This window comes from Streptomyces sp. NPDC002773, assembly GCF_040295605.1.
Taxonomy (GTDB): Bacteria; Actinomycetota; Actinomycetes; order Streptomycetales; family Streptomycetaceae; genus Streptomyces.
This window is the reverse complement of record NZ_JBEOVO010000001.1, coordinates 106,385-119,071: the sequence shown is the minus strand read 5'-3', so window position 1 is coordinate 119,071 and position 12,687 is coordinate 106,385. Positions and strand designations below refer to the sequence as shown.

Annotated in this window: 12 protein-coding genes; 8 read left to right on the top strand and 4 right to left on the bottom strand. The window is 70.5% G+C overall.

Going from position 1 to position 12,687, the window contains the following annotated elements; genetic code table 11:
* The first annotated feature begins 3 nt into the window (after positions 1–3).
* The 3 genes from ABT034_RS00585 to ABT034_RS00575 are packed head-to-tail and all read left to right on the top strand — an operon-like array spanning position 4 to position 3,565.
* Complete coding sequence (locus tag ABT034_RS00585; RefSeq protein WP_351210407.1) at positions 4–1,263, top strand: lysine N(6)-hydroxylase/L-ornithine N(5)-oxygenase family protein; 1,260 nt, start codon at positions 4–6, stop codon at positions 1,261–1,263.
* On the top strand, positions 1,260–1,790 hold the full coding sequence (locus ABT034_RS00580; RefSeq protein ID WP_351209709.1) for a GNAT family N-acetyltransferase: 531 nt from the start codon (positions 1,260–1,262) through the stop codon (positions 1,788–1,790). Before ABT034_RS00585 ends, ABT034_RS00580 begins: the two co-directional genes overlap by 4 nt.
* Entirely contained in the window at positions 1,787–3,565 is a 1,779-nt protein-coding gene (locus ABT034_RS00575; protein WP_351209707.1) for an IucA/IucC family protein, read from the top strand. Before ABT034_RS00580 ends, ABT034_RS00575 begins: the two co-directional genes overlap by 4 nt.
* A gap of 67 nt (positions 3,566–3,632) precedes the next feature.
* Here ABT034_RS00575 and ABT034_RS00570 read toward each other — a convergent pair whose 3' ends face one another.
* Both ABT034_RS00570 and ABT034_RS00565 read right to left on the bottom strand, forming a co-directional pair.
* A complete protein-coding gene (locus ABT034_RS00570; RefSeq protein WP_351209705.1) occupies positions 3,633–3,986 on the bottom strand; it encodes a hypothetical protein in 354 nt (117 codons plus the stop codon).
* 114 nt (positions 3,987–4,100) lie between these two features.
* The gene (locus tag ABT034_RS00565; protein WP_351209703.1) at positions 4,101–5,732 is read right to left on the bottom strand and encodes a beta-N-acetylhexosaminidase; all 1,632 of its coding nucleotides are present in this window, start codon (positions 5,730–5,732) and stop codon (positions 4,101–4,103) included.
* Positions 5,733–5,937: 205 nt separating this feature from the next.
* Between ABT034_RS00565 and ABT034_RS00560 the strand changes: the two genes are divergently transcribed.
* Positions 5,938–6,213, top strand: a complete 276-nt coding sequence (locus tag ABT034_RS00560) for a hypothetical protein (RefSeq protein ID WP_073807713.1) — start codon at positions 5,938–5,940, stop codon at positions 6,211–6,213.
* Between the two features lie 69 nt (positions 6,214–6,282).
* Entirely contained in the window at positions 6,283–8,100 is a 1,818-nt protein-coding gene (gene glmS / locus ABT034_RS00555; RefSeq protein ID WP_351209701.1) for a glutamine--fructose-6-phosphate transaminase (isomerizing), read from the top strand.
* A 125-nt stretch (positions 8,101–8,225) separates the two neighbouring features.
* On the opposite strand, the gene ABT034_RS00550 is transcribed toward glmS, so the two are convergent.
* On the bottom strand, positions 8,226–8,792 hold the full coding sequence (locus tag ABT034_RS00550) for a GPR1/FUN34/YaaH family transporter (RefSeq protein ID WP_351209699.1): 567 nt from the start codon (positions 8,790–8,792) through the stop codon (positions 8,226–8,228).
* A 188-nt stretch (positions 8,793–8,980) separates the two neighbouring features.
* On the bottom strand, positions 8,981–9,502 hold the full coding sequence (locus ABT034_RS00545; RefSeq protein WP_015033782.1) for a universal stress protein: 522 nt from the start codon (positions 9,500–9,502) through the stop codon (positions 8,981–8,983).
* A 496-nt stretch (positions 9,503–9,998) separates the two neighbouring features.
* On the opposite strand from ABT034_RS00545, the gene ABT034_RS00540 reads away from it, so the two are divergent.
* The 3 genes from ABT034_RS00540 to orn all read left to right on the top strand — a co-directional run bounded on the left by ABT034_RS00540 (position 9,999) and on the right by orn (position 12,647).
* Positions 9,999–10,298, top strand: coding sequence for a hypothetical protein (locus ABT034_RS00540; RefSeq protein WP_351210405.1), 300 nt, complete (start codon positions 9,999–10,001; stop codon positions 10,296–10,298).
* A gap of 457 nt (positions 10,299–10,755) precedes the next feature.
* Positions 10,756–11,928, top strand: a complete 1,173-nt coding sequence (locus tag ABT034_RS00535; RefSeq protein WP_351209697.1) for a helix-turn-helix domain-containing protein — start codon at positions 10,756–10,758, stop codon at positions 11,926–11,928.
* Between the two features lie 116 nt (positions 11,929–12,044).
* Entirely contained in the window at positions 12,045–12,647 is a 603-nt protein-coding gene (orn, locus tag ABT034_RS00530; protein ID WP_351209695.1) for an oligoribonuclease, read from the top strand.
* The last annotated feature ends 40 nt before the right edge of the window (positions 12,648–12,687 follow it).

Sequence of the window (12,687 nt, the reverse complement as noted above, 5' to 3'; positions counted from 1 at the left end):
GAGATGTACGACTTCATCGGCATCGGGCTCGGTCCGTTCAATCTCGGACTCGCCTGCCTGACCGAGCCGATCGACGAGCTGAACGGCGTCTTCCTGGAGTCGAAGCCCGACTTCGAGTGGCACTCGGGGATGTTCCTCGAAGGCGCCCACCTCCAGACGCCGTTCATGTCGGACCTGGTCACGATGGCCGACCCGACCTCGCCGTACTCCTTCCTGAACTACCTGAAGGAGAAGGGCCGGCTGTACTCGTTCTACATCCGGGAGAACTTCTACCCGCTGCGGACCGAGTACAACGACTACTGCCGCTGGGCCGCCGCGAAGCTCTCCTCGGTCCGCTTCTCGACGACCGTCGCCTCCGTGGCCTTCGACGAGGCCACCGAGGTGTACGAGGTGACCAGCGAGGCCGGAGAAACGTTCCGCTCGCGTCGGCTCGTCCTCGGCACCGGAACCCCGGCGTACGTCCCCGAGACCTGCCGGAACCTCGGCGGCGACCTGATCCACAACTCGCGCTACCTGCAGAACAAGGCGGAGCTGCAGAAGAAGAAGTCGATCACCCTGGTCGGCAGCGGCCAGAGCGCCGCCGAGATCTACTACGACCTCCTCAGCGAGATCGACGTCCACGGCTACAAGCTGAACTGGGTGACCCGCTCCCCGCGCTTCTTCCCGCTGGAATACACCAAGCTCACCCTGGAGATGACCTCCCCGGAGTACGTGGACTACTTCCACGCGCTGCCCGAGCAGACCCGCTACCGCCTGGAGACCCAGCAGAAGGGCCTCTTCAAGGGCATCGACGGCGAGCTGATCGACGCCATCTTCGACCTGCTCTACCAGAAGAACCTGAACGGCCCGGTGCAGACCCGCCTCCTCACCAACTCCGCGCTGCACGCCGCCGCGTACGACGACACCAGCGGCACGTACACCCTCGGCTTCCGCCAGGAGGAGCAGGAGAAGGACTTCACCCTCGACACCGAGGGCCTCGTCCTCGCCACCGGCTACAAGTACGCCGTCCCCGCCTTCCTGGAGCCGGTCCGTGACCGCCTCAAGTGGGACGGCCAGGGCCGCTTCGACGTGGCCCGCAACTACGCGATCGACACCACCGGCCGCGGGGTCTTCCTGCAGAACGCCGGTGTGCACACCCACTCGATCACCTCGCCCGACCTCGGCATGGGGGCGTACCGCAACGCGTACATCATCGGGGCGATGCTGGGATACGACTACTACCCCGTCGAGAAGACCATCGCTTTCCAGGAGTTCGCGGCATGACCGTATCGATACGTCCCTTCGACCCGTCGAAGGACGCCCGGCTGATCCACCCCTGGGTCACCCACCCCAAGGCCGCCTTCTGGATGATGCAGGGCGCGACGCTCCAGGACGTCGAGCGCGAGTACACGGCGATCACCGCCCACCCGCACCACGACGCCTTCATCGGTCTGGTGGACGGCGAGCCGTCCTTCCTGATGGAGCGGTACGACCCGTCGCAGCTGGAACTGGTCGGGCTGTACGAGCCGCAGCCCGGTGACGTCGGCATGCACTTCCTCGTCGCGCCCACCGACACCCCGGTGCACGGCTTCACCCGGACCGTGATCACCGCCGTGATGGCGGAGCTGTTCGCCGACCCGGCGACCGTCCGCGTGGTCGTCGAGCCCGACGTGTCCAACAAGGCCGTCCACGCGCTCAACGAGGCCGTCGGCTTCGTGCCCGAGCGCGAGATCCAGAAGCCGGAGAAGAAGGCCCTGCTGAGCTTCTGCACCCGCGAGCAGTTCGAGGCCGCCGTGGGGGTGTCCGCATGAGCGTCACCGACCCCGTCGCCCACCTCACCCCCGAGCGCTGGGCCGACGCCAACCGCGCCCTGATCCGCAAGGGCCTCGCCGAGTTCGCCCACGAGCGGCTCCTCGACCCGCGCGAGCTGGGCGAGAGCCGGTACGCGGTCCTCGCCGACGACGGCACCACCGAGTACCGCTTCACCGCGGACCGGTTCGCCCTCGACCACTGGCAGGTCTACGCCGAGTCGATCAGCCGCCACCGCGGGGACGAGCAGCTCCCGCTCGACGCGCTCCAGTTCATCACCGAGCTGCGCGGCTCCCTCGGCCTCAGCGACGAGGTCCTGCCGGTCTACCTGGAGGAGATCTCCTCCACCCTCGCCGGCACGGCCTACAAGTCGACCAAGCCGCAGGTGACCTCCGCCGAGCTGGCGCAGGCCGGCTTTCAGGCCATCGAAACCGGGATGACCGAGGGCCACCCCTGTTTCGTCGCCAACAACGGGCGCCTCGGCTTCGGCGTGGACGAGTTCCGCGCGTACGCCCCCGAGGCCGCGAGCGACATCCACCTGATCTGGCTGGCGGCGCACCGCGACCGCACCACGTTCACGGCGGGCGCGGACATCGCGTACGAGACGTTCGTCCGCGCGGAGCTGGGTGACGCGACGGTGGACGGCTTCGCGGCGACCCTGGCCGCCCGGGGCCTGGACCTGGCGGACTACCTGCTCATGCCCTGCCACCCCTGGCAGTGGTGGAACAAGCTGTCGGTGACCTTCGCGGCCGAGGTGGCGCAGCAGCGTCTCGTCTACCTGGGCGAGGGCGACGACACGTACCTGGCGCAGCAGTCGATCCGTACGTTCTTCAACACCTCGGACCCGTCGAAGCACTACGTGAAGACGGCCCTCTCGGTCCTCAACATGGGCTTCATGCGGGGCCTGTCGGCCGCGTACATGGAGGCGACGCCGGCGATCAACGACTGGCTGCACCAGTTGATCGAGTCGGACCCGACCTTCCGGGCGGCCCGGTTCTCAATCATCCGCGAGCGGGCGGCGGTCGGCTACCGGCACCTGGAGTACGAGGCGGCGACGGACCGCTACTCGCCGTACCGCAAGATGCTGGCGGCGCTCTGGCGCGAGTCCCCGGTGCCGTCCCTCGCCGAGGGCGAGCGCCTGGCGACGATGGCCTCGCTGCTCCACGTGGACCACGCGGGCGCGTCCTTCGCGGGCGCGCTGATCAAGGAGTCGGGCGTCGAGGCCACGGTCTGGCTGCGCCAGTACCTGGACGCGTACCTCCTCCCGATCCTGCACAGCTTCTACGCGTACGACCTGGCGTTCATGCCGCACGGCGAGAACGTGATCCTGGTCCTCGACGAGCGCGGCGGGGTGGCGCGGGCGATCTTCAAGGACATCGCGGAGGAGATCGTCGTCATGGACCCGACGGCGGTCCTGCCGCCGGCGGTGGAGCGCGTCCGCGCCGAGATCCCGGAGGACATGAAGCTCCTCTCGGTCTTCACGGACGTCTTCGACTGCTTCTTCCGCTTCCTGGGCGCGACCCTGGCGGCGGAGGGCGTCCTGGACGAGGACGACTTCTGGCGCACGGTCGCGGAGTGCGTCCGCGCCTACGAGGCCTCGAAGCCGGAACTGGCGGACCGCTTCGCCCAGTACGACATGTTCGCGGAGACCTTCGCCCTGTCGGCCCTCAACCGCCTCCAGCTCCGCAACAACAAGCAGATGGTCGACCTGTCGGACCCGTCGGCCGCCCTCCAACTGGTAGGCGACCTGGCGAACCCGATCGCACGCTTCGCCTGACGATTCCCCCCGGACCGATGTGGGCCCCGCCGGAGTACGGTCCTCCGCCGGGGCCCACATCTCTTCTTCAGCGGAACTCGTGGACGACCTGGATCTCGCCGACGATGTGGGCGTTGAAGTCGTCCAGCTCCTCGGCCGGAACCCAGAGCTCCAGGATGGTCCGCCCGCCGGCCTGCTGGACGGGATACCGGCTCAGGAACTCCGACTCGACCTCGAACCGGGTGACGAAGCCGGCGCCGTCGTGCTTCACGTTCCAGTCCCGCGCGATCCTGACCGCGTAGTCCTCGTTGAGGACGGGGTAGAAGATCGGCTGCTCGGGCAGCCGGGGCGGCCACGCACGCCAGCCCGACTCCCGCACCAGATCCAACTCCTCGGGCCCGGTCGGGCGCCACAGGGTCGTCGTCGGCTGTCGGCTGGTCATCTCCACGTCACTCTCTACGCGTACGCCGCCACCAGGGCGGTTCGGGAGCCCGGACGATACCGACCCCACGAACCGGGCGGCTACGGGGTTTCCGCACGTGCCCACGCCACACCGCTACTCCGCCGGCCAAGGCACCTGTGGTGAGCGGTAGAAGTCGATGCCCAGGGCCTTGAACCTCGGGGCCTGTTCCGCCAGGCGGAGTTTGTAGGTGTCCCAGTCGTGGGTGGACGCCGGGGACCAGCCCAGTTCGGCCACGCCCGGGAGGCGGGGGAAGGCCATGACGTCGAGGTCGGCCGTGGTGGCCAGGGTCTCCGTCCACAGGGGGGCCTCGACGCCCCGGACGGCGCTCTCCGGCGCCCCCCGCAGATAGGTGGCCGGGTTCCAGTCGTACGACTTGCGCACCTCGACGTGTCCGGCCCAGGTGAGGCCGAGCGGGGTGTCGGGGGTGTACTTCATGTCGAGGTACGTGCGGTCGGCGGGCGAGAGGATGATCCCGGTGCCGTTGCGCGCGGCCGCGGCGACCCGCTCGCGCTCGGCGGCGGGGGTGCGGTCGAGGCCCCAGTACTGGACGAGGGCGCCCTCGGCGGGGGTCGTGCTCGTCAGCTGGTGCCAGCCGACGACCTTCTTGCCGTACTTCGCGACGATCGGCTGCACACGGTCCATGAAGGCCACGTACTCGGCGTGGGGCGTGGAGTGGGCCTCGTCGCCGCCGATGTGGAGGTAGCGGCCGGGGGTGAGGGCGGCGATCTCCCGGATCACGTCGTCGACGAAGTTGTACGTGACCTCCTTGGTCGCGCACAGGGAGCTGAGGCCGACCTTGATCCCGGTGTAGAGCGGCGGCGCGATGTTGTCGCAGTTGAGGACCTCGTAGGAGGCGAGGGCCGCGAAGGTGTGGCCCGGCATGTCGATCTCGGGGATCACCTCCTGGTAGCGGGAGGCGGCGTACCGGACGATCTCCTTGTACTGCTCCTTGGTGTAGAAGCCGCCGGGGCCGCCGCCGACCTCGGTGGAGCCGCCGTGGCTGGTGAGCCGGGGCCAGGAGTCGACGGCGATGCGCCAGCCCTGGTCGTCGGTGAGGTGGAGGTGCAGGGTGTTGATCTTGTAGAGGGCGAGCTGGTCGATGTACCGCTTGACCTCGTCGACGGTGAAGAAGTGGCGGGAGACGTCGAGCATGGCGCCCCGGTAGGCGTACCGCGGGGTGTCGGTGATCGTGCCGCCCGCGATCTTCCAGGGGCCCGGCTGTACGGAGCCCCGCTCGACGGCGGAGGGCAGCTGCTGGCGCAGGGTCTGGACGCCGCGGAAGAGGCCTGCGGGCTCGCGGGCGGTGAGGGTGAGGCCGTCGGGTGCGGAGCGGAGCCGGTACCCCTCCTCGCCGAGCGCGGTCTCGCCGGGGCTGAGCCGGAGCCGGATGCCGCCGCCGGCCGCGGCCTCGTCGACGACGGGCAGCGGGAAGCCGGTGGCGGGGCGGAGCAGGCCGGCGAGGTAGCGGCCGACGGCCTTGGTCTCGCGGGAGGTCCCGGCCACGCCGATGCGGGTGGTGGGGGTGAGGGCGTACGGCTCGCCGCCGGGTGTGACGGAGGCGGGTACGGGCACGATGCGGCCGAGGGGGCGGACCTCGGGTTCGGCCGCGGCGCTCTTCCCGTCGCCGGTCCGGGTGTCGGCGGCGGACTCGCCGCAGCCCACCCCGGCGGCCGCGACCAGGAGCAGGGACCCGATCAGGCGGTGAATCCGTCGGTTCTGTCTCACAGGCATGGTCCCCTTCGGATGATCGACACGTCCGTCGTCCTGTTGTTACGTATATCCGGTCAGCGCCCTCCCTGCGCGCCCCCGACCCCCCGGACGCGGCCAAGGTCTGGACCAAGACCCTGGTTTTTACGTCGATCATGGCGCCACTGCCCGATATCGGGCAGGATTCTTGCGAAAGGCGGCCCGGACCCCTCAATATTCACGGGTGCTCGAACGCCGCCCGTCGCATGACGACCTCGTCGACCATCTGGTCCGCAGCACCGCGCTCCAGCGCGGTGAGGCCGCCCGGGTGGTGCTCGACGTGCTGGCGTACTTCGACGAGACGACCGAGGAGTTCGTCCGCCGCCGCCATCGCGAACTGCAGTCCGGCGGGGCGGTGAACACCGAGATCTTCGAACGGATCGCGGCGGAGCTGCCCCACCGGGCGGTGGCGCCACCGGAGCTCTCGCTCCGGCAACTGCGCCGCATCGTCTACGGCTGAGACCCGGCCGGGACCCGGCCGAGACGCGGCTGAGAAGCACCATCGTCAACCTGGAGGGGTTTCACCTTTATGTGCGGAATTGTCGGTTACATCGGTAAGCGCGACGTCGCCCCGCTGCTGCTCGAAGGCCTCGCCCGCCTGGAGTACCGCGGTTACGACTCCGCCGGCATGGTCGTCACCAGCCCGAAGGCCTCCGGCCTGAAGATGGTCAAGGCCAAGGGCCGGGTCCGTGACCTGGAGGCCCGCGTCCCCAAGCGCTTCACCGGCACCACCGGCATCGCCCACACCCGCTGGGCCACCCACGGCGCGCCGAGCGACGTCAACTCGCACCCGCACCTGGACCCCGAGAACAAGGTCGCCGTCGTCCACAACGGCATCGTCGACAACGCCCAGGAGCTCCGCGCCAAGCTGGAGGCCGACGGCGTCGTCTTCGCCTCCGAGACGGACACCGAGGTCATCACCCACCTCATCGCCCGCTCCCAGGCCGTGACCCTGGAGGACAGGGTCCGCGAGGCGCTCAAGGTCATCGAGGGCACCTACGGCATCGCCGTGATGCACGCCGACTTCAACGACCGCATCGTCGTGGCCCGCAACGGCTCCCCGGTCATCCTCGGCATCGGCGAGAAGGAGATGCTCGTCGCCTCCGACGTCGCCGCCCTGATCGCCCACACCCGCCAGGTCGTCACCCTCGACGACGGCGAGATGGCCACCCTCAAGGCCGACGACTTCCGCACGTACACGATCGCCGGCGCCACCACCACGCCCACCCCGGAGACCGTCGAGTGGGAGGCCGCCTCCTTCGACATGGGCGGCCACGACACCTTCATGCACAAGGAGATCTCCGAGCAGCCCGACGCGGTCGACCGCGTGCTGCGCGGCCGGATCGACGACCGCTTCTCCACGGTGCACCTCGGCGGCCTGAACCTGGACCCGCGCGAGGCCCGCACCATCCGCCGCATCAAGATCCTCGGCTGCGGCACCTCGTACCACGCCGGCCTCATCGGCGCCGGGCTCATCGAGTCCATGGCCCGCATCCCCGCCGACGCCGAGCCGGCCTCGGAGTTCCGCTACCGCAACCCGGTCGTGGACCCCGACACCCTCTACATCGCCGTCTCCCAGTCCGGTGAGACCTACGACGTGCTCGCCGCCGTCCAGGAGCTCAAGCGCAAGGGCGCCCGCGTCCTCGGCGTGGTCAACGTGGTCGGCTCCGCCATCGCCCGCGAGGCCGACGGCGGCATCTACGTCCACGCCGGCCCCGAGGTCTGCGTCGTCTCCACCAAGTGCTTCACCAACACGGTCACCGCCTTCGCGCTGCTCGCCCTGCACCTGGGCCGCATCCGCGACCTGTCCGTCACCGACGGCAAGCGGATCATCGAGGGCCTGCGCAAGCTGCCCGAGCAGATCAGCGAGATCCTCCGGACCGAGGACGAGATCAAGAAGATCGCCGAGGCGTACGCCGGCGCCCAGTCGATGATGTTCATCGGCCGTGTCCGGGGCTACCCGGTCGCCCTCGAGGCCTCCCTGAAGCTCAAGGAGATCTCCTACATCCACGCCGAGGCCTACCCGGCCTCCGAGCTGAAGCACGGTCCGCTCGCCCTCATCGAGCCGGCCCTGCCGACGGTCGCGATCGTCCCCGACGACGACCTGCTCGAGAAGAACCGCGCCGCCCTCGAGGAGATCAAGGCCCGCAGCGGCCGCATCCTCGCGGTCGCGCACCAGCCGCAGGCGAAGGCCGACCACACCATCATCGTGCCGAAGAACGAGGACGAGCTGGACCCGATCCTGATGGGCATCCCGCTCCAGCTCCTCGCCTACCACACGGCGCTCGCCATGGGCCGCGACATCGACAAGCCGCGCAACCTGGCCAAGTCCGTCACGGTCGAGTAGCAGCCGGTCGGGGCCTGTCCCCCCGACCCGCGCCGCCGGGCCTGTCCCCCGGCGGATCGACCGGACACGAAATCGGTCCCTGTCGCACACCCAGGTGCGACAGGGACCGATTTCACTTCCCGTACCTACCCCGCGGCGGGTGCGCTCCTGCCCGCCGAGCGGCGGAAGGCCATCGGCCACCCCGCCACCGCCGCCGTGGCGCCGTACCAGGCGACGAGGCCCGCGACGGCCGCGACCCAGCCGCCCGCCTTGCCGAGGCCCCCGGTGTCGGCGAGCGCCCCGATGCCGAGCAGCAGGAGCGCGACGAACAGCAGCCCGTACACGCCCTGTCCGAACAGCCCGCTGCCCGAGGCCGCCATCGTCAGCGTGAGCGCCAGGAGCGCCCACAGGAGCATGAAGACGCCGACCGCGTCGGCCGAGGCGCCGCCGCCGGCCGCGGTCCCCCAGGTGAACCAGAAGGCGCCGAGCGCCGCGAACGCCGTGCCCTCGCCCTTGTCGCCCGCGCGCAGGGCGAGCATGCCGACGAGGAAGAGCGCCACCCCGCCGACCCAGGTGGCGAGGCCCGCGGCATCCGATGCCGCGACGTTGTCGATGACACCCGTACCGCCCAACCCGAAGGCGAGCAGGGTCAGTCCGAGTGCGAGGTGGCCGAGAGTGGAGGTGCTGTTCCCCGCGGCGACGTCGTTGTCCACGGCGGGCTCCCTTCAGGAGTGCGGGCGTGCTGTGTTAGCTGCGTGATCCGGAGACTGATCCGGTGACAACCGGAAGCTGATCCGGTGACCCTTATCTACCCTTCACAAGCACACAATTCACCTACCGCAGGCCGAATTTATGGCCGGATGACGGCAGTTGGGAGAAACCGGACCCGCGCGGTGGGCGCCTACGGGATGACGATCACGGGCCGCTGGGCGCGCCGCGCCAGACGCCCGGCCACCGAGCCGAAGATCCGGCCGACGATCCCGTGCGTGGAGCCGACCACGATCGCGTCGGCCGAGTACTCGCGGCCGACCTCCTCCAGCTCGTGGCAGATGTCCCCGCCGCGCTCGACGAGGATCCAGGGCACCTCGGAGAGGTGCTCGGCGCAGGCGAGCTCGAGGCCGAGGACCTCGGTGCGGTGGTCGGGTACGTCGACGAAGACGGGGGGCTCGCAGCCGGCCCACACCGTGGTGGGCAGCCGGTTGGCCACGTGCACGATGATCAGGCCCGAGCCGGAGCGCCGGGCCATGCCGATGGCATAGGCGAGGGCGCGCTCACTGGACGTGGAGCCGTCGAAGCCGACGACCACCCCGTGCCGGAAGGCCGGGTCGCAGGCATGACGTGGCTGTTCTACCGCCAGGGGGTCGACCGTGGAGTCGGCGACGCGCTTGCGGTCCGCGGGTTCGGGGAATTCGTGACCGGCCATCGGTGTCTCGGCGAAGAGGGTCCTCGTGGGAAGGGACGGGGAAAGGGAGCGGACGGAACAAGGGTGGCGGCGGAGCTGTGTGTCCGGGAATCATCTTCCCAAGCCCATACCCCCAAGGGTACGGCGACACTCCTCTCCTGCCCAGAGCCCACCGTGCCGCTCCCGGCGTGCCCGCCGCTCGCGCACGGCGTTCCAGGGAGCATGCACGAGCGGCTCGGGATCTGGCAATGCCGGTTGTGTCCTACAGGCGTCCGTACGGGGGCCAAACGGACGTCGCCCAGAGTGACCGGAACGTTCCGTTCCTCGTTGCCCACAGGTCCAGCCCACCGTCGTAGGGAGACCGCCCGTGCCCGCACCATCGACCGCCGCCGGCCAGACCTCCACCACGCCCGCCTCCGTGCTCGCCGCGCCTCGCGGCCGCCGCCGGGCCCCCGCCCCCTCCCGGCCCGCCGCGGCGGGCCAGGACCCGGGAATTGCGCAGGGGGCGGCACCAGGGATGCCGGGGGCGGCTCCGGGCGCGGGCGCGGCGGACCAGGCCGGTGACGTCGTCCGCTGGGCGGTCTTCTGCTGCGTCCTGGTCCCGGTGGTGCTCGTCGCCTACGGCACCTCGCTCGGCGGGGCCGCCGGCACCGCGCTCGGCCTCGTCGCGGTGACGGCGGCCTGCCGGGTGCTGCTGCGCCGCTCGGAGCGCGGGCTGCGCTGCGGGTACGGCGGGGGCGGCGGACCCAGCGGGAGCGGCGGGAGCGGCGGGCACGGCGGAAGCGGCGGGAGCGGTCGCGGTAGGCGGCGCGGCTAGGCCCTGATCCGCCGGAACGCCTAGGGCTAAACCGGGCCGAAACGGAGGCCTCCGCCGGGCCTGTTCCCCTTCGAGTTGACAGGTTCGTACACGCGAACCGATATGTTTTCAGCCAACTTCCATCTCCCGGCGAGTCCTTGGCGGAACGGTTGCCCAACCCCGGCGCCGACACCCGAAAACGCCCCGCCACAAGGGCTCACACCCCCCGCGTACGGGGGTGTTCGCCGCGCCACCCCTCCCCGGGACGGCCGTCGGACGGCAGACTTCGCCATCGATCGCTTCGCGCCAAGTGGCCTTGTCGACAATCCACCGGATGAAGAACTTGTCACGCCGGCGCCACGGGACGCAGTAGATTCGATCATGGGTACCGAAGACTGGGGTCTCGTGCAAAACCGAGGGGAAACGTGCAGGAGCGACACGACCAGGGAGACGCGAACACCGAGGGGGGCTTAGCGTCATGAGCCAGGACTCCATTATTGCGCCGGAGGCCGCACGGAAACTGACCGGGCGCCGCCGTCGCGAAGTCGTCGCGGTGCTGCTGTTCAGTGGCGGCCCCATCTTCGAGAGCTCCATCCCGCTCTCCGTGTTCGGCATCGACCGGCAGGACGCCGGGGTGCCCCGCTACCGGCTGCTCGTCTGTGCGGGCGAGGACGGCCCGCTGCGGACCACCGGTGGACTCGAACTGACCGCGCCCTACGGCCTGGAGGCCATCAGCCGCGCGGGCACCGTCGTCGTCCCGGCCTGGCGGTCGATCACCTCGCCGCCGCCGCCGGAGGCGCTCGAAGCGCTGCGCCGGGCCCACGAGGAGGGCGCGAGGATCGTCGGTCTGTGCACCGGCGCCTTCGTCCTCGCCGCGGCCGGCCTGCTCGACGGGCGTCCGGCGACCACGCACTGGATGTACGCGCCGACGCTCGCCAAGCGCTATCCGTCGGTCCACGTGGACCCCCGGGAGCTCTTCGTCGACGACGGGGACGTGCTGACCTCCGCCGGCACCGCGGCCGGAATCGATCTGTGTCTGCACATCGTGCGGACCGACCACGGCACGGAGGCCGCGGGCGCCCTGGCGCGCCGGCTGGTCGTCCCGCCGCGGCGCAGCGGCGGTCAGGAGCGCTACCTCGACAGGTCTTTACCTGAGGAGATCGGCGCCGACCCGCTGGCCGAGGTCGTCGCCTGGGCCCTTGAGCACCTCCACGAGCAGTTCGACGTGGAGACCCTGGCGGCCCGTGCGTACATGTCACGGCGGACCTTCGACCGCCGGTTCCGCTCGCTGACCGGTTCGGCCCCCCTCCAGTGGCTGATCACCCAGCGGGTGCTCCAGGCGCAGCGGCTGCTCGAGACCTCCGACTACTCGGTCGACGAGGTCGCGGGCAGGTGCGGCTTCCGCTCGCCGGTGGCGTTGCGCGGCCACTTCCGGCGGCAGCTCGGCTCCTCGCCGGCCGCCTACCGGGCGGCGTACCGCGCGCGGCGGCCGCAGGGCGACAGCGGTACGACGGTGCTGGACACGGTCGTGCCCACCCAGGTCGCGACGGGCGCCCGGCGCCCGGCGTCCCCGCTGGAACCCGGCAAGCCGCAGTCCGACGCCTTCGCCCCCGGGCGGGCGCCGCTGCCGGGCCAGCGCAGCGCGCCGTAACACCGACCCGCGCGGCCACAAGCGGCGCACCGCAGGACCGACGGGCGTCCGGGGAGACCTCCCCCGGGCGCCCGTCGGCCGCTTCCCCCGCAGGAAGAGCACCTAAGGTAGGACGCATGAACGATCGCATGGTGTGGATCGACTGCGAGATGACCGGGCTCTCGTTGACGGACGACGCACTCATCGAGGTGGCCGCACTGGTCACCGACTCGGAACTGAACGTGCTCGGCGACGGGGTGGACATCGTGATCCGCCCGCCGGACGCGGCGCTGGAGACCATGCCGGAGATCGTGCGCCAGATGCACACGGCCTCGGGACTGCTCGACGCGCTGCCCGGCGGCACCACGCTGGCCGACGCGGAGGCCCAGGTCCTCGCGTACATCCGCGAGCACGTCAAGGAACCCGGCAAGGCGCCCCTGTGCGGGAACTCGGTCTCCACGGACCGCGGCTTCCTCTCCCGGGACATGCCCGCCCTGGAGAGCCACCTGCACTACCGGATCGTCGATGTCTCCTCGGTCAAGGAGCTGGCCCGCCGCTGGTACCCGAGGGCGTACTTCAACAGTCCGGAGAAGAACGGCAACCACCGGGCGCTCGCCGACATCCGCGAGTCCATCGCGGAGCTGCGCTACTACCGGGAGGCGGTCTTCGTCCCGCAGCCCGGCCCTGACTCGGAGACCGCGAAGCAGATCGCGGCCCGTCACGTCCTGCCCGCGGAATGACCGCCCGCTCGCGCCCCCGGAACCCGCTGCGGAAAACGCG